This window comes from Geodermatophilus sp. URMC 61 (assembly GCF_052931555.1).
On the sequence record NZ_JBRFHZ010000002.1, the window covers coordinates 3,151,324 to 3,174,096 of the forward strand.

The 22,773-nt window shown below is 74.6% G+C and carries 21 protein-coding genes; 9 read left to right on the top strand and 12 right to left on the bottom strand.

What is annotated here, in order from left to right; genetic code table 11:
• Positions 1-57: 57 nt before the first annotated feature.
• The 5 genes from ACU610_RS14595 to ACU610_RS14615 all read right to left on the bottom strand — a co-directional run bounded on the left by ACU610_RS14595 (position 58) and on the right by ACU610_RS14615 (position 5,494).
• On the bottom strand, positions 58-1,026 hold the full coding sequence (locus tag ACU610_RS14595; protein ID WP_446768429.1) for a tetratricopeptide repeat protein: 969 nt from the start codon (positions 1,024-1,026) through the stop codon (positions 58-60).
• Between the two features lie 55 nt (positions 1,027-1,081).
• On the bottom strand, positions 1,082-1,606 hold the full coding sequence (locus tag ACU610_RS14600) for a MarR family winged helix-turn-helix transcriptional regulator (protein WP_446768430.1): 525 nt from the start codon (positions 1,604-1,606) through the stop codon (positions 1,082-1,084).
• A gap of 113 nt (positions 1,607-1,719) precedes the next feature.
• Positions 1,720-3,195 carry a phytoene desaturase family protein gene (locus ACU610_RS14605; RefSeq protein WP_446768431.1) on the bottom strand — a complete coding sequence of 492 codons (1,476 nt, stop codon included), beginning with the start codon at positions 3,193-3,195 and terminating at the stop codon, positions 1,720-1,722.
• A gap of 23 nt (positions 3,196-3,218) precedes the next feature.
• Positions 3,219-4,166, bottom strand: coding sequence for a methylmalonyl Co-A mutase-associated GTPase MeaB (meaB, locus tag ACU610_RS14610; protein WP_446768432.1), 948 nt, complete (start codon positions 4,164-4,166; stop codon positions 3,219-3,221).
• 68 nt (positions 4,167-4,234) lie between these two features.
• Complete coding sequence (locus ACU610_RS14615) at positions 4,235-5,494, bottom strand: acetyl-CoA C-acetyltransferase (RefSeq protein WP_446768433.1); 1,260 nt, start codon at positions 5,492-5,494, stop codon at positions 4,235-4,237.
• 237 nt (positions 5,495-5,731) lie between these two features.
• Here ACU610_RS14615 and mce point away from each other — a divergent pair, with 237 nt between their 5' ends.
• The 5 genes from mce to ACU610_RS14640 all read left to right on the top strand — a co-directional run bounded on the left by mce (position 5,732) and on the right by ACU610_RS14640 (position 10,738).
• Entirely contained in the window at positions 5,732-6,187 is a 456-nt protein-coding gene (gene mce / locus ACU610_RS14620; RefSeq protein WP_446768434.1) for a methylmalonyl-CoA epimerase, read from the top strand.
• A gap of 117 nt (positions 6,188-6,304) precedes the next feature.
• A complete protein-coding gene (gene ccrA / locus ACU610_RS14625; protein ID WP_446768435.1) occupies positions 6,305-7,636 on the top strand; it encodes a crotonyl-CoA carboxylase/reductase in 1,332 nt (443 codons plus the stop codon).
• Between the two features lie 158 nt (positions 7,637-7,794).
• Positions 7,795-9,060: a hypothetical protein gene (locus ACU610_RS14630; protein WP_446768436.1), complete on the top strand. Its 1,266-nt coding sequence runs from the start codon at positions 7,795-7,797 to the stop codon at positions 9,058-9,060.
• 202 nt (positions 9,061-9,262) lie between these two features.
• Positions 9,263-10,102 carry a DUF4397 domain-containing protein gene (locus ACU610_RS14635; RefSeq protein ID WP_446768437.1) on the top strand — a complete coding sequence of 280 codons (840 nt, stop codon included), beginning with the start codon at positions 9,263-9,265 and terminating at the stop codon, positions 10,100-10,102.
• A gap of 6 nt (positions 10,103-10,108) precedes the next feature.
• Positions 10,109-10,738 (top strand): class F sortase, encoded by a 630-nt coding sequence (locus ACU610_RS14640; protein ID WP_446768438.1) that lies wholly within the window; start codon positions 10,109-10,111, stop codon positions 10,736-10,738.
• A gap of 21 nt (positions 10,739-10,759) precedes the next feature.
• On the opposite strand, the gene ACU610_RS14645 is transcribed toward ACU610_RS14640, so the two are convergent.
• From ACU610_RS14645 to nucS, 3 genes are all read right to left on the bottom strand, one after another.
• Positions 10,760-11,065, bottom strand: a complete 306-nt coding sequence (locus ACU610_RS14645) for a hypothetical protein (RefSeq protein WP_446768439.1) — start codon at positions 11,063-11,065, stop codon at positions 10,760-10,762.
• Between the two features lie 5 nt (positions 11,066-11,070).
• Entirely contained in the window at positions 11,071-12,852 is a 1,782-nt protein-coding gene (locus ACU610_RS14650) for a 3-hydroxyacyl-CoA dehydrogenase family protein (protein ID WP_446768440.1), read from the bottom strand.
• Between the two features lie 158 nt (positions 12,853-13,010).
• Positions 13,011-13,682, bottom strand: coding sequence for an endonuclease NucS (gene nucS, locus ACU610_RS14655; protein WP_446768441.1), 672 nt, complete (start codon positions 13,680-13,682; stop codon positions 13,011-13,013).
• Between the two features lie 78 nt (positions 13,683-13,760).
• Between nucS and ACU610_RS14660 the strand changes: the two genes are divergently transcribed.
• Positions 13,761-14,633, top strand: coding sequence for a hypothetical protein (locus ACU610_RS14660; protein ID WP_446768442.1), 873 nt, complete (start codon positions 13,761-13,763; stop codon positions 14,631-14,633).
• A gap of 116 nt (positions 14,634-14,749) precedes the next feature.
• Here ACU610_RS14660 and ACU610_RS14665 read toward each other — a convergent pair whose 3' ends face one another.
• The 3 genes from ACU610_RS14665 to ACU610_RS14675 all read right to left on the bottom strand — a co-directional run bounded on the left by ACU610_RS14665 (position 14,750) and on the right by ACU610_RS14675 (position 18,434).
• Positions 14,750-16,084, bottom strand: a complete 1,335-nt coding sequence (locus ACU610_RS14665) for a dicarboxylate/amino acid:cation symporter (protein ID WP_446768443.1) — start codon at positions 16,082-16,084, stop codon at positions 14,750-14,752.
• Positions 16,085-16,434: 350 nt separating this feature from the next.
• The gene (locus ACU610_RS14670; protein WP_446768444.1) at positions 16,435-17,208 is read right to left on the bottom strand and encodes an enoyl-CoA hydratase-related protein; all 774 of its coding nucleotides are present in this window, start codon (positions 17,206-17,208) and stop codon (positions 16,435-16,437) included.
• Positions 17,205-18,434, bottom strand: a complete 1,230-nt coding sequence (locus ACU610_RS14675; RefSeq protein ID WP_446768445.1) for a diguanylate cyclase domain-containing protein — start codon at positions 18,432-18,434, stop codon at positions 17,205-17,207. Before ACU610_RS14675 ends, ACU610_RS14670 begins: the two co-directional genes overlap by 4 nt.
• Positions 18,435-18,557: 123 nt before the next feature.
• On the opposite strand from ACU610_RS14675, the gene ACU610_RS14680 reads away from it, so the two are divergent.
• Together ACU610_RS14680 and ACU610_RS14685 are read left to right on the top strand one after the other, a co-directional pair.
• Positions 18,558-19,589 (top strand): Gfo/Idh/MocA family protein, encoded by a 1,032-nt coding sequence (locus ACU610_RS14680; protein WP_446768446.1) that lies wholly within the window; start codon positions 18,558-18,560, stop codon positions 19,587-19,589.
• A gap of 1 nt (position 19,590) precedes the next feature.
• On the top strand, positions 19,591-20,298 hold the full coding sequence (locus ACU610_RS14685; RefSeq protein ID WP_446768447.1) for a YqjF family protein: 708 nt from the start codon (positions 19,591-19,593) through the stop codon (positions 20,296-20,298).
• Between the two features lie 27 nt (positions 20,299-20,325).
• Here the strand turns inward: ACU610_RS14685 and ACU610_RS14690 are convergent, their stop codons facing one another.
• Positions 20,326-22,344: a methylmalonyl-CoA mutase family protein gene (locus tag ACU610_RS14690; protein WP_446768448.1), complete on the bottom strand. Its 2,019-nt coding sequence runs from the start codon at positions 22,342-22,344 to the stop codon at positions 20,326-20,328.
• Positions 22,345-22,437: 93 nt separating this feature from the next.
• Here ACU610_RS14690 and ACU610_RS14695 point away from each other — a divergent pair, with 93 nt between their 5' ends.
• The gene (locus tag ACU610_RS14695; protein ID WP_446768449.1) at positions 22,438-22,752 is read left to right on the top strand and encodes a hypothetical protein; all 315 of its coding nucleotides are present in this window, start codon (positions 22,438-22,440) and stop codon (positions 22,750-22,752) included.
• Positions 22,753-22,773 lie beyond the last annotated feature (21 nt).

A 22,773-nucleotide genomic window follows, 5' to 3' on the forward strand; every position in this document is an offset into this window, starting at 1 on the left:
CGGGCCCCTGCAGGGTCCCGCCGCGAGCGTGCGAGCGGTGGGGGCCAGGGGGTCCTTTCAGTACAGCGCGAGGGTGAGCTGGCGGCGGGCCGCGGCGACCCGCGGGTCCTGGTCACCGACGACGCCGAAGAGCTCCACCAGGTGGCGGCGCGCCTGGTCGCGGTCGTCCCCGGCGGTCCGGCGGACGACGTCCAGCAGCCGGTCGAAGGCGCCCTCGACGTCACCGGTGCCGAGCAGGAAGTCCGCGGCCCTGGCTTGCGCGGCGACGTCGTCCGGCGCGGCGTCGGCGGCGGCCAGCGCGTCCGGGCCGGCCTCGTCGGCGCGGCGGAACAGCTGCACCTGGCGGAGCGCGAGACCGGCGACGGGGTGGTCGGGCTCGGCGTCGAGGATCGCCTGGTAGGCGGCTTCGGCCGCGGTCAGGTCACCGCGCTCGAGCGCGGCCTCGGCGGCGTCCAGACGGGGGTCCTCGGCCTCGGCGGGCGAGCCGTCGCCCGCGCCCGGGATCGCGCCGCCGGTCGTGGCGCGCACCAGCTCGGTGACGAACTGCCGCGCCTGATCCTCCGGGATCGCGCCGGTGAACTCGGCGACCAGCTGGCCCTGCCAGACCGCCTTGACCGCGGGGATGCCCTGGACCCGCAGGCCCTGGGCGAGGGCGGGGTTGGCGTCCACGTCCACCTTGGCCAGGACCCACGAGCCGCCCCCCTCCGCGGCCAGTCGTTCGAGCACCGGGGACAGCTGCTTGCACGGCCCGCACCACTCGGCCCACAGGTCGAGCACGACCGGCACCTGGAAGGAGCGGTCGAGCACCTCGGTCTGGAAGGTCTCCTCGGTGACGTCGACGATCGCGGTCCCCGGGGCGCCGGCCGGCGCGGCAGCGCTGGGCGGCGGCGCTGCCTGGGCCCGTGCCGCGGCCTCGGAGCGGGCCTTGACGGCGGCGAGGTCGACGGCGCCGGCCAGGGAGGCGGCCAGCTGGGCCTGCTGGGCCTGCGCGCGCGGGTCGGGGCGTCCTGGACGGGTGGGCTGCATGACCTCGATCATCCCACCGCTGCGGAGACGGTGTCGGGGGTGCCGGGGCGGAGGGTCAGCCGGCCGCGGTCCGGTCGTCCGCCATGTCGCCGGCCCCCCGCCGGACCCGCTCGAGGATGGCGAACAGCGTGTCCAGCTCGTCGTCGGGGACGTCGCCGAGCCCGAAGTCCAGCGCGGTCAGCGCAGCGGTCGCCTCCTCGACGACGGCGCGGCCGCGGTCGGTGATCGCCGCCAGGACGCCGCGCCCGTCGGCGGGGTTGGGGCGACGGTCGACGTAGCCGGCCGCGACCAGCCGGTCGATGGCGTTGGTGACGCTGGTCGGGTGCACCATGAGCCGGCTGCCGATCACCTTCAGCGGCAGCTCGCCGGTGCGGCTGAAGGTGAGCAGCACCAGCACCTCGTAGCGGGCGAAGGTGAGCGCGTGCGGCCGCAGGGCCTCGTCGAAGCGGGCGAGCAGGATCTGCTGCACCCGGAAGACCGACGTGGCGGCCCGCATCGCCGCCGCCGGCCCGAAGCGCTGTTCCCAGGACTCCCCGGCGCGCGTGATGGGATCGAACGGCAACCCCAGCGGACGGACCATGGCCCCAGAGGTTACGGGTGCTCGCCTCAGCGTCACCGACTGGCGAGTCGGCGTGGTCTCTCGGAGGAGGAGAGCAGCCCGATCCACCACCCGGCGTACCGCGGGCGAGCCGGTCAGACGGCGGCGGGGGCGGGGCGCAGCCGCGGCACGTGCCGGAGGCCGAACACCTCCCGCAGCGCGACCTGCGCCGCGTTGTCGCCGCAGGCACCGTGCACGGCCGGCCCCGGCGGGGTCGCCGACGAGGCCAGGTAGACGCCCCGCACCGGGGTCTTGTAGGTGTTCCAGCGCGGCACCGGCCGGGCGAGCATCTGCCGCAGCGTCGCCTGGCCGTTGGAGATGTCCCCGCCGAGGTAGGTCGGGTTCCAGACCTCCATCTGGACGGCGTTCTTGGTGACCCGGTCGACGACCGTGTCCTTGAAGCCCGGCGCGAAGCGCTCGACCTGGTCCTCGATGGCCGCGGTCATGTCGACGTCCGAGCCGTGGGGCACGTGCACGTAGGCCCAGAAGACGTGCCCGCCCTCGGGTGCCCGTGTCGGGTCGGGCACGGTCGGCTGGACGGCGAGCACGTACGGACGGTCGGTGAGCCGGCCCTGGTTGGGCGCGCGCTCGCCGGCGATCGTCTCCTCGAGCGTGCCTGCGACGTGGATCGTCCCGGCCCGCCGGACGTCGGGGTTGGTCCACGGCACCGGCTCGGACAGGATCCAGTCGACCTTGAAGACGCCGGCCCCGTGCTTGTAGCGGCCCACCCAGCGGCGGTAGCCCTCGTGCACCCGGTCGCCGGCCATCGCCACGAAGGCCTCCGGCGTCGTGTCCAGCAGCACGGCCGGGACGCCGTCGAACTCGCGCAGGTCGGTGACCAGGTGGTCGGTCTCCACCTCGCCGCCCTGCTCCTCCAGCGCGGTGACCATCGCGTCGGCGAGGTTCTGCGACCCGCCCTCGACCAGCGGCCAACCGACGTGGTGGCCCAGCATCGTCAGCAGCATGCCGAGGGCGGAGGTCAGCGGCTGGCTCAGGTCGAGCATCCCGTGCGCGGCGGCCCCGCCGAGCAGGGCGCGGGCCTGCTCGGTGTCGAAGTACCGGTGCGCCAGCCAGCTGACGTTCGGCAGCCCGTTGAGGCCGAAGTGGGCGATCTGCGGCACGCTCCGGGTCGGCAGCCGGCGCAGCCGGCTGGTCAGGAAGAAGTCGACGACGTCCTGCCCGTGTGCCACGAGCGGCTCAAACAGCCGGCGGTAGGCCGCCGCATCGGACCCGAGTCCGGTCGCGGTCTCCTCCAGCGACCGGTACGCGACCGCGGCGCGCCCGCCGTCGAGGGGGTGCGCGTAGTTGACCTCCGGCTGCACCAGGCGGACCCCGCGGCCGGCCAGGTCGAACTCGCGGAAGAACGGCGCCGCCGCGGCCATCGGTTGCACGATCGAGCAGACGTCGTGCCGGTACCCCGGCCGCATGAGCTCCTCGGTGCGCATCCCGCCACCCGGGCGCCCGGCCGCCTCGACCACCTGCACCTGCAGCCCGGCCGCGGCCAGCCGGAGGGCCGCGGCCAGCCCGTTGGGCCCGCTCCCGACGACGACGGCGTCCGGTCTCCCGTTCACCCCGCCATCCTGCCCTCAGCGGGTCAGAGCTGCCCGAGGAGCGCGTCAGCGGCGCGGAACGGGTCGGTCTCCCCCGCAACCACCTGCTCGGCCAGCACCCCGAGGGCTGCCGAGCCGCCGACGTCGCCCATCCGCTCGCGCAGCCCCACTAGCGCGATCGCCTCGATCTCGCGCGCCGCACGGACCGTCCGGCGACGGTGCCCCTCCCCCGAGGACGCCAGCCACGCGCGGTGCTCGGCGATCGTGTCGACGAGGGCCTCGATGCCGGTGCCGGAGGCGGCCACCGTGCGGCGGATCGGCGGGCGCCACGCGCCGGCGAGCTCGTGCCGGCCACCGAGGGAGAGCGTGTAGCGCAGGTCGCGCACGGTCTGGTCCGCGCCGTCCCGGTCGGCCTTGTTGACCACCAGGACGTCGGCGACCTCGAGGATCCCCGCCTTGGCGGCCTGGATGCCGTCGCCCATGCCCGGCGCGAGCAGCACCAGCGTGGTGTCGGCCAGCGAGGCGACCTCCAGCTCCGACTGCCCGACGCCGACGGTCTCGACCAGCACGACGTCGCACCCGGCGGCGTCGAGCACCCGCAGCGCCTGCGGGGTGGCCCAGGCCAGCCCGCCGAGGTGGCCGCGGGAGGCCATGGAGCGGATGTAGACGCCGGCGTCCCCGGCGTGGTCCTGCATGCGCACCCGGTCGCCGAGCAGCGCGCCACCGGAGAAGGGGGACGACGGGTCGACGGCGAGGACGCCGACCCGCAGCCCGCGCTCCCGGTAGGCGCGGACCAGCGCGGTCGTCGTCGTGGACTTGCCGACGCCGGGCGAGCCGGTGAGGCCGACGACCTGGGCGTGCCCGCTGTGCGGGGCCAGCGCCGCGGCGACCTCGCGCAGCGCCGGGCCGGCGTCCTCGACCAGCGAGATCAGCCGCGCCACCGCGCGGGCCTCGCCGTCCCGGGCGCGGGCGACCAGGTCGGGGACGTCCACGGCACGCCGCCCCCGCCTCCCGGGAGGGGCGGCGGGGGCGGGCGTCCGGACGGCGGTGTCCTCCGAGGTCACGCCTTCGCGGGCACGTGGAGGATCAGCGCGTCGCCCTGGCCGCCGCCACCGCAGAGCGCGGCGGCACCCACGCCACCGCCGCGGCGGCGCAGCTCCAGCGCCACGTCCAGCACGATGCGCGCACCGCTCATGCCGATCGGGTGGCCGAGGGCGATCGCGCCGCCGTTGGGGTTCACCTTCTCGGGGTCGATCCCGAGCTCCCGCGTGGAGACGAGCGCGACCGCGGCGAAGGCCTCGTTGAACTCGACCAGGTCGAGGTCCTTGGGGTCGATGCCCTCGCGGTGGCACGCCTTCTGGACGGCGCGCGACGGCTGGGTCTGCAGCGTGGCGTCCGGGCCGGCGACGACCCCGTGGGCGCCGATCTCGGCGATCGGGGTGATCCCCAGCTCGGCGGCCTTCTCCGCGCTCATGACGACCACCGCGCAGGCGCCGTCGGAGATCTGCGAGGCGGTGCCGGCGGTGATCGTGCCGTCCTCGGCGAAGGCCGGCTTCAGCCGCGACAGCGTCTCCACCGTGGTGTCGGCACGGACGCCCTCGTCGTCCCGGAACTCGATCGGGTCGCCCTTGCGCTGCGGGATCAGCACCGGGGTGATCGCCTCGTCGAAGATGCCGTTCTTCCCCGCGCGGGCGGCCTTCTGGTGGCTCTCCGCGGCGAACGCGTCCTGCTCCTCGCGGGTCAGGTCGTAGCGGCTGTTCGCCCGCTCGGTCAGCGCGCCCATCGCCACCTGGTCGAAGGTGTCCGACAGCCCGTCGTGGGCCATCGCGTCGACCAGCTTCGTGTCGCCGTACTTCGTGCCGGTGCGGGAGTTGGGCAGCAGGTGCGGCGCCTGGGTCATCGACTCCTGGCCGCCGGCCACGACGACGTCGAACTCGCCGGCGCGGATGAGCTGGTCGGCCAGCGCGATGGCGCTCAGGCCGGAGAGGCACACCTTGTTCACGGTGATGGCCGGCACCGTCATGGGGATACCCGCGGCGACCGCCGCGGGGCGGGCCGGGTTCTGACCGGCGCCCGCCTGCAGCACCTGCCCCATGATCACGTACTCGACCTGGTCGCCGGAGATGCCGGCGCGCTCCAGCGCGGCCTTGATGGCGACGCCGCCGAGGTCGGCGGCGGAGAAGTCCTTCAGCGAGCCGAGCAGCCGCCCCATCGGGGTGCGGGCGCCGCTGACGATGACCGAACGGGACATAGCTGCCTCCCAGGGCGGGCCGCCGACGCTGGCGACCGGGTCGGTGCCGCCGTACCACGAGGCGGACACGGCGTCCGTCTCCCGCCGAGGATAGGACGCGGCCCTCCCCACGGACACGAGCGTGACGAGGGTCTCAGAGGCATCGGGTCGAGCCGTTCGACGAGGCGCTGCTCGGCTGCCGGCGTCGCCGACCTGCCGGTGGCGACTGACGCATGGGGCCGCCGCACCGACGTGTGCGGCGGCCCCATGCACCTGTGTGGTGCCCCCACCTGTCGTCTCAGACGTCTTGTCCGGGAGGATGCCACCGTGACCACCGACCCGCGCACCGGCCTGCCGGCCGAGTTGTTCACCGCGATCGACCACGTCGGCATCGCCGTCCCGGACCTCGACGAGGCGCTGGCCTTCTACGCCCAGGCCTTCGGCGTGCACTCGGTGCACGAGGAGGTGAACGAGGAGCAGGGCGTCCGCGAGGCGATGCTCGCCGTCGGCGACGGCGACACCCGCATCCAGCTGCTCGCGCCGCTGAACCCCGAGTCGACGATCGCCAAGTTCATCGGCCGCTCCGGCCCGGGCCTGCAGCAGCTGGCCTTCCGCGTGGCCGACGTCGAGGTGGTCAGCGCGACGCTGCGCGAGCGCGGCCTGCGGCTGCTCTACGACGCCCCCAAGCGCGGGACGTCGGACAGCCGGGTCAACTTCGTGCACCCCAAGGACGCCGGGGGCGTCCTGGTCGAGCTCGTCGAGCCGGCGCCGACCGCGCACTGACCGCTCGGTCCGACCACCCGACCGGCGGGCGCGCCCGCCGATTACCCGCCGGTAACATCTCGCGCCACCGCACCGCCCCGCACCGCCTCACGAGCCGACGAAGACCCGGGAGACCGCGTGAACGAGATCAGGGACGCCATCCTCGCCGACCAGCTGGACGCCATGGCCGGGCTGCCGGTGCCGGAGTCCTACCGCGCCGTGCTGGTCCGCAAGGACGAGCAGGACATGTTCGCGGGCCTGCCCACCAGGGAGAAGGACCCGCGCAAGTCGCTGCACGTCGAGGAGGTGGCCACCCCGGAGCTGGGCCCGGGCGAGGCGATCGTGGCCGTCATGGCGTCCTCGGTGAACTACAACACCGTCTGGACCTCGATCTTCGAGCCGGTGTCGACCTTCGGGTTCCTCGAGCGCTACGGCCGTCTGCACGACCTGGCCAAGCGGCACGACCTGCCCTACCACGTGGTCGGCTCCGACCTGGCCGGCGTCGTGCTGCGGGTGGGCCCGGGCGTGCACAAGTGGAGGCCCGGCGACGAGGTCGTCGCGCACTGCCTGTCGGTGGAGCTGGAGGACCCGGCCGGCCACGACGACACGATGATGGACCCGCAGCAGCGGATCTGGGGCTTCGAGACCAACTTCGGCGGCCTGGCCGAGCTGGCCCTGGTCAAGAGCAACCAGCTGCTGCCCAAGCCCGCACACCTCACGTGGGAGGAGGCCGCGGCCCCCGGGCTGGTCAACTCCACCGCCTACCGGCAGCTGGTGAGCAGGAACGGTGCGGACATGAAGCAGGGCGACGTCGTGCTCATCTGGGGCGCCTCCGGGGGCCTGGGCTCCTACGCCACCCAGATGGCGCTCAACGGCGGCGCGATCCCGGTGTGCGTCGTCTCCAGTGCGGAGAAGGCCGCCATCGTCCACTCCATGGGCGCCGAGCTGGTCATCGACCGCTCGGCCGAGGGGTACCGGTTCTGGAGGGACGAGCAGACCCAGGACCCCAAGGAGTGGCAGCGGTTCGGCAAGCGGATCCGCGAGCTGACCGGCGGGGACGACGTCGACATCGTCTTCGAGCACCCCGGCCGGGAGACCTTCGGCGCCAGCGTCTACGTCGCCAAGAAGGGCGGCACGATCGTCACCTGCGCCTCCACCAGCGGCTACCTGCACCAGTACGACAACCGCTACCTGTGGATGAACCTCAAGCGGGTCGTCGGCAGCCACTTCGCCAACTACAAGGAGGCGTGGGAGGCCAACCGGCTCATCGACCGCGGCCTCATCCACCCGACGCTGTCGAAGGTGTACCCCATGGACCAGGTCGGACAGGCGGCCTGCGACGTCCACCACAACTGCCACCAGGGCAAGGTCGGCGTGCTCACCCTCGCCCCCGAGGAGGGCCTCGGCGTCAAGGACACCGAGAAGCGGGAGAAGCACCTTCCCGCGATCAACCGGTTCCGGGGCGTCTGAACGACAGGACCCCTGCCTCCGCAGGGTCCGGCCCCGGGGCGGCGGGGCCCTGCAGGGTGCCAGCACCACGTGGCGCGGCCCCGCGTGGTGCTGGCACCCTGCAGGGACGGGTCCGGCGACACGCCGGACCCGTCCGCCGACTCTGCGAGGATGACCGCATGACCGATCCCCGCCGCGACATGCTGCCGATGCGCGAGGCCCAGCACTCGTTCGACGTGGTGCTCCGGGGCTACGACCGGCACCAGGTGGCCGAGACGATCGAGCGCCTCGAGGCCGACATCCAGGTGGCGGTGGCCGACCGCGACGCGGCGATGAGCCGCTCGGCCGACCTGGCCGGCCAGCTCTCGGCGCTGCACGCGGAGATCGACCAGCTGCGGCGCAAGGCCGCGTCCTCCGGCCCGCCCACCTTCGAGAACATCAGCGAGCGCATCCAGCACATGCTGCAGCTGGCCGAGGAGGAGGCCACGGAGATCCGGCGCTCGGCCGAGCAGGAGGCCCAGGCGCTGCGGGAGCACACCGCCGCCGAGGAACGGGCGATGCACGAGCGGCACGCCGCCGGCCAGGCCGAGGTCGACCGGATGCTCGCCGAGGCCCGGCAGACCGCCGAGCAGATCGCCACCAAGGCACAGATCCGCGCCGACGAGCTGGTCGCCAAGGCCCAGGAGAAGGCCGCCCGGCTCGACGCGGAGTCCCAGGCGCGGCGGGCCAAGGTCGAGGAGGACTTCGAGATCGCCCAGCGGGCACGCCGGCAGGAGGCCGCCCGGCAGGACGAGGAGCGCGACCGCACCTCCGCCGAGGCCGCCCGGCAGCGGATCGCCGCGGCCGAGCAGCACGCCGCGAAGCTGGTCAGCGAGGCCGAGGCCGCGGCGGCCGCCATCCGCGCGGTGCGTGACGAGCTCACCGGCCGGTTGCTCGAGGCGCGGTCGCTCCTCGAGCGGCTGCCCGACCTCGGCGACCGGCGGCCCGAGCCGCAAGCCGGTCCCCGGCCGCCCGCGCCGCCCCGTCCGCAGCCGACCCCGCGCACGCCGCAGGCCCAGCCCGAGCCGGCCCGCGACGAGCAGCGGCAGCCGCAGCCGGTCGGGCCGGTCACGGCCCAGCAGCCGGCGGTGCGGCCCACGACGGCACCCCAGCCGACGCAGCGGCCGGTCCAGCCGCCGCTGGGCAACGGCGAGGCCGCCGCGGCCCGGCAGCCCACCCGGCCGCCGGCGCCGCCGACGCAGCCGGCCGTCACCCCGGCTGCCGACACCCCGACCGAGCAGGTCGCTGCGGATGCGCAGATGACCCAGCAGCTGCGCCCGGTCCCCACCGGCAGCACGGCCGCCTCCGCGTCGCCGCGGGTCGACCCGCCCACACTGGTGCAGCCGGCCGTCACGCCCGACGCCGCCGACACGGGCGAGCAGTCCGTCACGCCCGGCCGAGGCTGAGCTCGGCCACTCCCCCTCCTCCGTAGCGAGGCCCCGGACCACCGCCCGTGGGACGTCGGCGTCCCACGGGCGGACCCGGCCACGGACGCCGGGGAGGAGCCGGGGTGCCCACCCGCCGTGCCCGGCACCGTGTCCCGATCGGGGGTCGCGAGTGGATGCGGGACCGTCGCACCGGTCCGCTCCCGAACCCGCTGGAGGAACCGTGGACCGCTGGACCCGGGTGCTGACCGTGACCGTCGTGGCCGCCGGGACGGTGCTCGTCGCCCCTCCCGAGGCCGGCGCCGCCGAGAACGGCTTGCTGCGCCTGGCCCACCTCTCCCCCGACACCCCGGCCGTCGACGTCTACGTCAACCCCGTCTCCGCTCCCGGCGACGGCCCGGCGCTGCTCACCGTGCCCGGGGCCGGCTACGGCACCATCTCCGACTACCAGGACGTGCCCGAGGGCGTCTACACCGTCAGCGTCCGCCGGGCCGGGGCCGACCCGGGCACCCCACCGGTGCTCTCCACCGCGGTGCAGGTCGACAGGGACAGCGCCCGCACCGTCGCCGGAGTGGGCCGCTTCGCCGACCTGGGCCTGGAGGTGCTCGAGGACGACCACTCCCTCCCGCCGTCGGGCCAGGCGCGGGCGCGGGTCGTCTCGGCCGCGGCCGGCGCGCCGACCCTCGACGCCTCCGCAGGCGGCACCGACCTCGCCACCGACCTCGCCTTCGCCCAGGCCGGGGCCTACACCAGCGTGCCCGGCGACGCCGGCCCGCTGCAGGTGACCGTGGGAGGTGAGCCGACCGAACTGCCGCTGGACCTGGACCCGGGCTCGGTGTACAGCCTGGTCGTCCTGGACCGGCCCGAGGGTGGGCTCACCGTGCGCACCGTCCTGGACGCCGCGGGCTCCGGCGTCGTCCCGACCGGCGGCGTGGAGACCGGCGCCGGGGGCACCGCGCCCGCGGCGCCCGCGTCGGGCGTCGTGGGCGGCGCCGTCGGCCTCACCGTCCTCACCGGCCTGGTCATGGCCCACCGGTCGCGGCGCGGTGCCGCGCGGCGCTGACGTCCGGTGGATCACGACCGGAGGCCGCGGCGGCCCGTGCTGCCGCTGGCCCGGGCGCTGCTCGCCGGCACCGCGGTGGTCGCCGGTGCGGTGGCGCTGCTCTCCCCTGGCGCACCCGCTCCGGCCGCGGCCGGGGCGCCGCCCGCCGCGACCGCCCCTGCCCCGCTGGTCGCCGAGCGCGGCGCGGACGGGGCGTCGGCGGCACCGGTGCGCGTGCGCGTGCCGGCGATCGGGGTGGACAGCGAACTGCTCCGGCTGGGCACCGACGCCTCCGGGGTCCTGGTGCCCCCGGACGACTTCACCCGCGCCGGGTGGTTCGCCGACGGCGCCGTCCCGGGCGACGTCGGCCCCGCGGTGGTCGCCGGGCACGTCGACTCCCTCGACGGGCCGGCGGTCTTCTCCCGCCTGCGCGACCTCGCGGCCGGGGACGAGGTGCTGGTCGACCGCGCGGACGGGACCACGGCCCGCTTCACGGTGACGGGGGTCGGCCGGTACCCGAAGGACGACTTCCCGACCGAGGCGGTCTACGGACCGACGCCCCGGGCGGAACTGCGGCTGGTCACCTGCGGTGGCGACTTCGACCGCTCCCGGCGCAGCTACCTCGACAACGTCGTCGTCTCCGCCCGGCTGACGTGAGGACGGGGCCTTCCGTCCCATTCAGCGGCGGTGGCCCCGCGCGGACCAGCAGGTCGCGTGCCAGTGCCGGCGCCGGTCGGCGGCCGACTCGGTGTCCCAGGGGTCGAGGTCGGAGTCACGCGGATAGGCCGGCCAGGTCACCAGGTGCGGCGTCCCCGGGCGGATCTCCTGGTCGCAGCCGGGGCAGCGGTAGGCCTTGCCGCTCGCGGCCCCCGTGAGCCGGCGCACCACCCAGTCGCCGTCCGCCGCCTCCTCGACCGTCTCGGGACGGCGCAGGGGGTCGCGGCCCGCAGGCCGCGACCCCCTCCGTCCGCTCCGCCGGGGCACCGGGGTCAGCGGTTCGCGTAGTCCCGGAAGCCGCGCCCGGTCTTGCGGCCGAGGTAGCCCGCGGTGACCAGGTGCTCGAGCAGCGGCGCCGGGGCGAAGCCCGGCTCCCGGAACTCGGTGTAGAGCTCCCGCTCGATGGCCAGCGAGACGTCGAGGCCGACGACGTCGAGCAGCTCGAAGGGGCCCATCGGATAACCGCAGCCGACCTTCATCGCGGCGTCGATGTCGTCGGCGGTCGCATAGTGCGCCTCGAGCATCTTGACCGCGTCGTTGAGGTACGGGAACAGCAGCGCGTTGACGATGAACCCGGCCCGGTCGGCGCAGGAGACGGCGTGCTTGCCCAGGCGCTGCGACACCGCGTGCGCGGTGGCCGCCACGTCGGGTGCCGTGGCGATCGTCGAGACGACCTCGACCAGCTGCATGACCTGCGCGGGGTTGAAGAAGTGCATGCCCACCACGTCGGCCGGCCGGCCGCTGGCGCGGGCGCACTCGATGACCGGCAGGCTCGAGGTGGTGGTTGCGAGTACCGCGCCGGGCTTGGCGATCTCCCCGAGGTTGCTGAAGAGCGCCTCCTTGACCGGCAGCGACTCGACGACCGCCTCGATCACCAGGTCCCGGTCGGCGAGCTCGTCCAGGGACGTCGTCCCGCTGACCCGGGCGAGGGCCGCGTCCCGCGCGGCCTCGTCGAGCCGGCCACGCTGGACCTGCTTCTCCAGCGACCTCGTCAGCGACTTGTGCACCGCGTCGACCTTCTCCAGGGAGCGGGCGACGAAGCGGACGTCGTAGCCGCCCTTGGCGACCACCTCGATGATCCCGGTCGCCATCGTCCCGGAGCCGACGACGCCGACCGTCCGCACCTCGCGGGCGCCCTGGGCGGCCCCGCCCTCGGCCGGGGTCTGCGCGTCGGGGACCACCTGCGCGGAGTCGCGCTCGGCGTAGGTGTAGAAGCCGCGGCCGGACTTCCGGCCCAGCAGGCCCGCGGTCATCATCTGCTTGATGATCGGGCTGGGCGCGTGCAGCCGGTTGCGCGACTGCTTGTACATCGTGTCGAGGATCTCGTAGGCGGTGTCGATGCCGATCAGGTCCATGAGCGCCAGCGGGCCCATCGGCAGGCCGCAGCCCAGCCGCATGGCGGCGTCGATGTCCTCACGGCTGGCGTAGCGGTTCTCGTACATGGCGACCGCGTGGTTGAGGTAGCCGAACAGCAGCGCGTTGGCGATGAAGCCGGCCTTGTCGCCGATGGTGACGTCGACCTTGCCCAGCCGGGCGGCCAGCGCCTCGACGTCCTCGACCACCGACGGCTCGGTGACGACCGTGCGCACCACCTCGACCAGCTTCATGACCGGCGCCGGGTTGAAGAAGTGCATGCCGATGACCTTGCCCGGCCGTCCGGTGGCCACCGAGATCTCGGTGACCGACAGGCTCGAGGTGTTGGTGGCCAGGATGGTGTCCGGCGGGCAGATCTTGTCCAGGGCGGCGAAGATCTCGCGCTTGAGCTCCAGCCGCTCGGGCACGGCCTCGACGACCAGCTCGGTCTGCGCGAGGTCCTCCAGCGAGGTGCTGAACCGGATGCGCCCGAGGATGGCGTCGCGATCGGCGGGGTCGAGCTTGCCGCGTCGGACCGCCCGTCCGGTGGAGTGCTCCAGGTGCTCACGACCGCGCGCCACGGCCGCGTCGTCGACGTCCACGGCGGTGACCGACAGGCCCGCCCGCGCGAGCACCTCGGCGATGCCGGCGCCCATCGTGCCCAGCCCCACCACGCCGACCTCGGTCAGTTCTCTGGCCACGCTGCCATCTCCTCTGCGCCGGCACCCGACCCGGGGCACCCCGTCCGCGATCGGGGGCAGTCTCGCACCCGGGCTACTTGCCGGTAGTCCTGGCCCCGTCCGGCCGCCTCCCGGGTCCCACCACGAGCCTGCGAGTGGTGGGAGGAGGTGGTCCTTCGTCAGAACAGTCGCTGCGTGGGGTCGTCGGTGCCCTTGAGGACGGCGTAGTCGACGGTCAGGCACTCGATGCCGCGGTCGCCGGCCAGCACCCGCGCCTGCGGCTTGATCTCCTGCGCGGCGAACACCCCGCGCACCGGCGCGAGCAGCGGATCGCGGTTGAGCAGCTCGAGGTAGCGGGTCAGCTGCTCCACGCCGTCGATCTCGCCGCGGCGCTTGACCTCGACGGCCACGGTGGCCCCGTCGGCGTCCTGGCAGAGCAGGTCCACCGGCCCGATGGCGGTCGGGTACTCGCGGCGCACCAGCGACCAGCCCGCGCCGAACGTCTCCACGTGCAGCGCGAGCAGCCGCTGCAGCTCGGCCTCGACACCGTCCTTCTGCAGGCCCGGGTCGACGCCGAGCTCGTGGGAGCTGTCGTGCTCGACCGACTCGATGGTGATGATCAGCTGCTCGCCGGCCTTGTTGGTGACCGTCCAGGTGCCGGAGCCGTCGACCAGCTCGTCCTTGAACGAGCACGGCGGGGTCATCCAGTTCAGCGGCTTGTAGGCGCGGTCGTCGGCGTGCACGGAGACCGAGCCGTCCGCCTTGACCAGCAGCAGCCGCGGCGCCATGGGCAGGTGGGCGGTCAGCCGCCCCACGTAGTCGACCGAGCAGCGGGCGATGACCAGGCGCACGGGATCCGACGGTACCGAACCGGCAACGATGGGCCGAGGACGCCGGGGGACACAGCGGCGGCGCGGCATCCTGACCCGGTGAGACGCGTCCCGCTGACCACCGTCCTGGCCGCGCTCGTGCTGGTGGCCGGGTGCGCCGGGAGCGGCGGCGGCGAGGCGGGTCGCCCAGCGGCGCCGATCTCCGACGGGCCGGGCCGGGTGGTGCTCGAGGTGGAGCACGTCGGCGGCTTTCCGACACCCGAGACGCTGGCCGCCCGGGTGCCGCTGGTCGCCGTCTACGGCGACGGCCGGATCGTCGCGCCGGGGGCGCAGATCGCGGTCTACCCGCCGCCCGCGCTGCCCTCCCTGCAGGTGTGGCGGCTCGACGCCGACGGTGTGCAGACCGTCGTCGACCGCGCCGTCACGGCCGGCGTGACCAGCACCGTCGACCTGGGCTCACCCCCGGTCGCCGACGCCCCGACGACCCGCTTCACGCTCGTCACCGAGGCGGGGACGTCGGTGCGCGAGGTCCCGGCACTGTTCGAGCTGCCCGACGACAGCGGGCTCACCCCGGAACAGCAGGCGGCGCGCGGTGAGCTGCGCGGTCTGCTCGAGGTGCTCACCTCGCCGGAGCCGCTGGGCGCCACCGGCCCGGAGCCCTACGAGGCCACGGCGGTGGCGGCCGTCGCCGAGCCCTGGACGCCGCCCACCGATCCCGCGCTGCTGCAACCGGAGGCGGCCTGGCCCGGCCCCGCGCTGCCCGGCGAGCCACTCCCCGGCGGGCCGCTGACCGGCGGGGCGGGCCTGTCCTGCGTCGTCGCCCGGGGTGCCGAGGCGGACGCCGTCCTGGCCGCGGCCGCGTCGGCCACCACGCTGACGCCGTGGGTCGCCGACGACGGCAGCCGGTGGACGCTCACGCTGCGCCCGCTGCTGCCGCACGAGACCGGGTGCGCCGACCTCGGTACCCCGTGAGACGACGCAGGCCCGGCCCTCCGGACGGAGGGCCGGGCCTGCGGGCGGCCCCGTCCAGGGCACCGCCCCGAGCCTGCGAGCGGTGGGGAGGACCGAGTCCTCCCGGGGGTCCTTCCTCAGGCGGCCACGGGCTGGCGCAGGTCGTCGTCCACCTCGACCCGGGCCACGGGGTCGACCGTGGAGGTCGACCGGTACCGGTCCACGTCGAGGATGCCCTCGCGCTTGGCGACGATCGTCGGGACCAGCGCCTGGCCGGCGACGTTCACCGCGGTCCGCCCCATGTCCAGGATCGGGTCGATGGCCAGGAGCAGGCCCACGCCGGCGAGCGGCAGTCCCAGCGTGGAGAGGGTCAGCGTCAGCATGACCACCGCGCCGGTGACGCCGGCCGTGGCCGCCGAGCCGACCACCGAGACCAGCGCGATCAGCAGGTAGTCGGTGAGGCCGAGGTCCACGCCGAAGAACTGCGCCACGAAGATCGCCGCCAGCGCCGGGTAGATCGCCGCGCAGCCGTCCATCTTCGTGGTGGCGCCCAGCGGGACGGCGAAGGACGCGTAGGACCGCGGCACCCCGAGGTTCTGCTCGGTCACGCGCTCGGTCACGGGCAGGGTGCCGATCGAGGACCGGGACACGAACGCCAGCTGGATGGCCGGCCAGGCCCCGGCGAAGTACCGCAGCGGCGAGAGGCCGTGCAGCCGCAGCAGCACCGGGTAGACGACGAAGAGCACGAGCGCGAGTCCGACGTAGACCGACCCGGCGAAGACGCCGAGCGAGCCGAGGGACTCCCAGCCGTAGCTGGCCACGGCGTTGCCGATCAGGCCGACGGTGCCGATGGGGGCCAGCAGGATGACCCACCACAGCAGCTTCTGCACGATCGCCAGCGCCGAGCGGGTCAGCGCCAGGAACGGCTCGGCCGGCTCGCCGACCTTGAGCGCGGCGACGCCGATCGCCACGGCCAGCACGATGAGCTGCAGCACGTTGAAGGACAGGCCGCCGTCGGCCGAGGACTGCAGGCCGAGGATGTTGGCGGGCACCAGCCCGGTGAGGAAGTCCCACCAGGAGCCGGTGGTCTCGGGGGCGGCTTGGGCGGCGGCGTCGATGGAGCTGTTGCGGCCCGGTTGGGTGAGCAGGCCCAGGCCGATGCCGAGGGAGACCGCGATGAGTGCGGTGATCGCGAACCACAGCAGCGTCTGTCCGGCCAGGCGGGCGGCGTTGGAGACCTGCCGGAGGTTGGCGATGCTGACGATGACCGCGGTGACGATCAGCGGGGGGACGAGGACCTTCAGCAGCGTGACGAAGGTGCTGCCGACGGTCTGGAGGGTGCTGGTCAGCCAGTTCGGCGTCCCGTCGGCGACGGGACCCATGTCCCGGGCGACGAGACCGAGGGTGACGCCCAGCACGAGGGCGAGGAGGACCTGCGCCGCGAAGGGGACGCGGCGGAGACGAGCGAGCACGGGGGTGCCTTCCGGGGACGGAGTGTGAGGGGACCACGGAGCGCGCGGGCGCTCAGGAGTCGGCCGTCATCCGTCCGAAGTCGAGAGCACGCCGCCGGGTGAGGTCCCACCTGTCGCGCACGTCAGAGGACAAAGCACTCCCGGCGCCGTCCCATCCCCCGTGTGGGCACTCTCACCCGAGCGACCCTCTGCACGGCCCCGTCCCGGGCCCGCTGGCCCCTCCAGGGGCCCGCGGCGAACCTGGCGAGGTACTGGAACGGCCACCCTTCGGGGGCCCGCGCCGAGCCTGCGAGGCGTGGGGGGAGGGTGGTCCTTCTACTGCGAGGCGTGGGGGGAAGGGTGGTCCTGCGTCAGTCCGGCCAGACCGGGCGTCGCTTCTCCAGGAACGCCGACATGCCCTCGACCGCGCCGGGGAGCTGGCTGGCGGCGGCCATGACCTCGACGGAGGTCGTGTACGCGTCCCGCTCGGGCCGGCCGAGCTGGGCGTGCATCGTCTGCTTGCCCCAGGCCTTGCTCGCCCGCGACCCGCGGGTGGCCCGGGCCATGAGGTCGGCGACGGCGTCGTCGAGCTCGGCGTCGGGCACGACCCGGTTGACCAGTCCCCAGTCCAGGGCGGTGGCCGCGTCGATGACGTCGCCGGTCAACGCCAGCTCCATGGCGCGCTTGCGTCCGACGTCGCGGGCGATGGCCACCATCGGCGTGTGGCAGAACCAGCCGCCCTTGCCGCCGGGGGCGGCGAAGCCGGCCGACTCGGCGGCGACGGCCAGGTCGCACGAGGCCACCAGCTGGCAGCCGGCGGCGGTGGCCAGGGCGTGCACCCGGGCCAGCACCACCTGTGGGACGTCGTGCAGCGTCTGCATGAGCTCGGTGCACAACTGCAGCAGGCCGCGGACCTCCGCGACCGGCCGGCCGGCGACGTCGGTGAAGTCGTGCCCGGCGCTGAACACCGGCCCCTCCGCGGCGATCACCAGCCCGGCCGCGTCGCTCCCCCCGACCTCGGTCACCGCGGCCAGCAGCTGCGTCATGTGGTCCCGGGACAGCGCGTTGCGCTTGGCCGGCCGGCACATCGTGAGCGTGACGACGTCGCCGTCCCGCTCGACCCGGGGTGCGCCCTCTGCAGTCATGAGCCGACGCTAGCCGACCTCGGGATCGGCAAGGTCCCGCCGTGCAACCGCCCACGGCCGCCCTCCTTGGCGCCGTACATCGCCCGGTCGGCCTCCTGCAGGGCATCCTCGAACGGTGTGCCGGGCTCGGCCATGGCCAGCCCGATGCTCGCCGAGACCCGCACGTGGCGGCGTCCGACCTCGACGTCGTCCATCAGTGCGACGACGAGGCGCTGCCCGAGCGCCGTCGCCGTCCCGCTGTCCACGCCGGGCAGGACGGCGGCGAACTCGTCGCCGCCGAGCCGCCCGACCACCGCGCCCGGCACGTCCTCCAGCCGCGTGCGGAGGCGCTCGGCGAGGCGGACGAGCACCTGGTCACCCACGGCGTGCCCACCGCGGTCGTTGACCTCCTTGAAGTGGTCGACGTCGATGAAGAGCACCGCGCCGCCGCGGGCGAGCGCGGCCCGGCCCGCGTCGAGGAGGCGGGCACGGTTGGCGAGACCGGTCAGCGGGTCCTGCCACGCCACCCGGGTCAGGGCCCGGCGCCACCCGTCCGCTTCGGTGGCCACGGTGGTCAGCCGGTCCACGGTCTCGGCCAGGACCCGCTCCTGTGCGGCGTCGCAGTCCGGCGCCAGGTCGCGCACCGCGGTGGAGAGCAGGCCGAGGACCTCGTCCAGCGGCGCACCGGTGGCGACGGACTCGAGCACCCGTCCCTGGGACGCCAGCAGGCGGGCGTCCCACCGGTGCGCCACGACCTGGCGCCGCAGCGAGAGGACGCTGCGCACGAGGCGGACCTGGATCTGCAGGGCGTCGAGGTCGTCCCCGGAGAAGGAGCGGACGTCGTCGTCGAAGACACCCAGGGAGCCGAGGACGAAACCGTCCTCGTCGATCAGCGGGACGCCGAGATAGGAGCGGATCGCGCCGGCCGCCACCGCCGGGTTCTCGGCGAACACCGGGTGCGCGAGCGCGTCGGTCACCTCCAGCGGCTCCCGCATGGCGACCACGTAGGCCCAGAACGACAGCTCGTCGGGGACGTTCGAGAAGGGCACGCCGACGCCGATCTCGGCGGGGAAGCACTGCAGGTCCGGGCCGACGAGGTTGATCACGGCGATGGGGGCGCGCAGAGCGCGGGCCATGTAGGCCACGACGGCATCGAGGTCGGAGTCGCCGGCGTGGCCCTCGAGCCGGTAACTGGCGATCGCGGCGAGGCGGTCGGGGTCGGAAACGGCGAGGCGAGGGCTCTGCACGCGCGGCACCGTAGCGGCTGACGGTCACGATTCACACACACAGCGACACTGGTGATCACCGCAATCGGCCCAGGGGTCGCTCCGGCCACCGGGGACGGGAGGCCCGCGGGGCATGATCGCCGCATGGACCCCGTGCGCTTCGGACTGGTGGGCTACGGCTTCGGCGGCCGGTACTTCCACGCACCCCTGCTGGCGGCCGCGCCGGAGGTCGACCTCCTCGGCGTGGTGACGACGTCGGCCGAGCGGCGGGCGCAGGTCGCCGCCGAGCACCCCGGGCTGCGCACCTTCGGCTCGCTCGAGGAGCTGGCCGACGCCGGCGCGGAGGCGGTGGCGATCTCCACCCCGGCGGACACGCACACCCCGCTGACCGAGCAGGCACTCGAGTTGGACCTCGCCGTGGTCTGCGACAAGCCCTTCGCCCTGGACGCCGCGGCCGCGGAGGGGACGGTGCGGCTGGCCGCGGCCCGCCGGCTGGCGCTGGCGCCGTACCAGAACCGCCGCTGGGACTCCGACTTCCGCACCGTCCGGGCACTGGTGGACGCCGGCCGGCTGGGCACGGTGACCCGCTTCGAGTCGCGCTTCGAGCGGTTCGAGCCCGACCCGGGACCGCCGGCCGCGGGCGGCGGCACGCTGCTGGACTTCGGCAGCCACCTGGTCGACCAGGCCCTGGTGCTGCTCGGCCCGGTGACGAGCGTCTACGCCGAGTGGCGGGTGCGGGAGTCGGGGCTGGACGACGACGTCTTCGTCGCCCTCACCCACGCCGACGGTGCCCACTCGCACCTGTGGGGCAGCTGGAGCCAGGGCGCGCCCGGCGACCGCTTCCGGGTCAGCGGCACCGAGGGCGCCTACGTCGTCGGTGGCCCGATGGACGGGCAGGAGGCGGCGCTGCTGGCCGGGCAGACGCCGGCGACGCTGGGCGAGCGCTGGGGCGCCGAGCCGCAGGAGCGCTGGGGCCGGCTGCGCCGCGGCGACGAGGGCCTGGTGGCGCCGACCGAACGCGGCCGTTGGGACAGCTTCTACCCGGCCTTCGCCGCCGCTGTCCGCGGGCAGGGACCCGTACCGGTCGACCCGCGGGACGCCGTCGCGACCGCCCGGGTGCTCGACGCCGCCCGTCGCAGCGCCACCGAGGGCACCGTGGTGGGCCTGCGGGGCTGACGTGGACCGCGGGCTGCCATCGCCGTTCCCGCCGGACGACGCCCGGCCGGCCGTGCTGCGGCAGGTGTGGCGGGACGTGGCCTTCCTGCACTGGCCGCTCGATCCCGCCGTCGCCGCGCCGCTGCTACCGCCGGGCACCCGACCGGACGTGCTGGCCGGCACCACCTACGTCGGTGTCGTGTCGCTGCGCATCGCCCGGACCGCGCCCGCAACCGGCCCGGCGCTGCCGTGGGTGGGCGCGTTCGACGAGGTGAACGTCCGGCTCTACGCGGTGGACGAGCAGGGCCGCCGCGGCGTCGTCTTCCGGCGCATGCACGCCGCGCGGCTGCCGGCGGTGCTGGCGGCCCGGGCGCTGCCCCGGCTGCCCTACGTCTGGTCACGGACCCGCGTGCGGCGGGACGGCGACCGGTACGCGGTGACCGTGGGCAGGGACGCGCAGTGGGGCCTGCGCATCGGCCCGCCGGTGACGCCCGGACCGCTCGAGGTCTTCGTGACCGCGTGGTGGGGCCTGCACACCCGCGTCGCCGGGCGGACCGTGTACGTGCCGGTGGTGCACCCTCCGTGGGCGCTGCGGCGCGCGGAGCTCACCGGGCTGACCGGCGACCCGCTGGCCGCGACCGGGGTCCCCGCGCCGCCCGGCTCACCGGTCAGCGTGCTGTTCTCCCCCGGCACGGACGACGTGCGGATCGGGGCGCCTCGCGGCGGGTGAGCGCAGGCCCGGCGCGCCCAGCCGCCCTCAGGCCGGGGTCGGGACCCCCTCGTCGAGACCGTGGGCCTCGCGGACCACGTCGACGATCTGGCCCATGATGTCGGTGAGCCCGAAGTCCTTGGGCGTGAAGACGCGGGCCACGCCCTGGTCGCGCAGCCGGCGGGCGTCACTGTCGGGGACGATCCCGCCGACGACCACGGGGACGTCCTCCAGGCCGGCGTCCCGCAGCCCCTGCAGCACCGCGGGCACCACCTGCAGGTGCGAGCCGGAGAGCACCGAGAGGCCGACGACGTGCACGTCCTCCTCGACCGCGGCGCTCACGATCTGCGCCGGGGTGAGCCGGATGCCCTGGTAGACGACCTCGAAGCCGGCGTCGCGGGCACGGACGGCGATCTGCTCCGCGCCGTTGCTGTGCCCGTCCAGGCCGGGCTTGCCGACCAGGAACCGCAGCCGCCCGCCGAGCTCCTCCCCCGTGGCGCGCACCCGCTCCCGGACGTCGGCCAGCGTCGCGTCGGCCTCGCCGCCCCCGGCGACCGCGGCGACGCCGGTGGGCGCCCGGTACTCGCCGAACACCTCGCGCAGCACGCCGGCCCACTCCCCCGTCGTCACGCCGGCGCGGGCGCACTCCAGGGTGGCGCTCATGAGGTTCTCGTCGGTGCCGGCCGCCTCGCGCAGCCGTGCCAGCGCCCGCTGCACCGGCTCCGGGTCGCGCTCGACACGCCACTTCTGCACCGACTCGCACGCGGCGGTCTCCACCGCGGGGTCGACCACCTGGATGGCGGCGTCGAGGTCGGCCAGCAGCGGGTTGGGCTCGGTGCCCTCGAACCGGTTGACGCCGACGACGACGTCCTCGCCGCTCTCCATCCGACGGCGCCGCTCGGCGAGCGAGGCGACCAGCTGGCCCTTCATGTAACCGGACTCGACGGCCGCCACCGCACCGCCCATCTCCCGCACGCGGGCGATCTCGGCGCGGGCGCCCTCGACCAGCTCGGCGACCTTCCGCTCCACGACCACCGAGCCGGTGAACAGGTCGTCGTACTCGAGCAGGTCGGTCTCGTAGGCCAGCACCTGCTGCAGCCGCAGCGACCACTGCTGGTCCCACGGCCGGGGCAGGCCCAGCGCCTCGTTCCAGGCCGGCAGCTGCACGGCACGGGCGCGGGCGTCCTTGGACAGGGTGACCGCGAGCATCTCCAGCACGATCCGCTGGACGTTGTTCTCCGGCTGGGCCTCGGTCAGGCCCAGGGAGTTGACCTGCACGCCGTAGCGGAAGCGGCGGTGCTTCGGGTCCTCGACGCCGTAGCGCTCGCGGGTCAGCTCGTCCCAGAGCTGGGTGAACGCCCGCATCTTGCACATCTCCTCGACGAAGCGGACGCCCGCGTTGACGAAGAAGGAGATGCGCGCGACGACCTCGCCGAAGCGCTCCCGCGGCACCTGGCCGGAGTCGCGCACCGAGTCCAGGACGGCGATCGCGGTGCTCATCGCGTAGGCGATCTCCTGCACCGGCGTCGCCCCGGCCTCCTGCAGGTGGTAGCTGCAGATGTTGATCGGGTTCCACTTCGGCATCGCCGACACGGTGTAGGCGACCATGTCGGTGATCAGCCGCATCGAGGGCCCGGGCGGGAAGACGTAGGTGCCCCGCGACAGGTACTCCTTGATGATGTCGTTCTGCGTCGTCCCCGCCAGCGTGCCGACGTCGTGGCCCTGCTCCTCGGCGACCGCCTGGTAGAGCGCCAGCAGCCACATCGCCGTCGCGTTGATCGTCATCGACGTGTTCATCTCGTCGAGCGGGATGCCGTCGAAGAGCGCGCGCATGTCACCGATGTGCGTGATCGGCACGCCGACCTTGCCCACCTCACCCACGGAGAGCTCGTCGTCGGGGTCGTAGCCGGTCTGTGTCGGCAGGTCGAAGGCGACCGACAGGCCGGTCTGCCCCTTGGCGAGGTTGCACCGGTACAGCGCGTTCGACTCGGCCGGCGACGAGTGGCCGGCGTAGGTGCGCATGACCCAGGGGCGGTCGCGCTCCTTCGGCGATGAAGGCAACGGCATGCCAGCGGAGTGTAGGGGTGTTACCGGCCAGTAGACACGCCCCCTCCAGGTCGCCCCCCGTGGCACACTCGCAGGGGCCGAGAGGAGGACGCGATGGCACCAGTGGCCGGCACGCACTACCTCATGGGACCGGTGATCGCGTTCGCCGTCGTCGCCGGGCTCGCGCTGTTCCTCCGGTGGGCCTACCGCAGCGACCCCGCCCGCCGTCCCCCGGCGGACGACGGGCTGCTCACCCGCGTCGCGACGCTCTCCCGGCGGGAGTCGGCACTGGCGCTGCGCGCGGTGCTCTCCGACGCGGGGATCCGCTCGACCGTCCGCTTCCCCGGCCCGCACCGGGCGGAGGTGCTGGTCTTCCCCGAGGACGCCGACCGCGCCCGCGCGCTGGTCTCGTCCTTCCCGTCCGGCTGAGAGAGGACCCCGTCCCGAGGG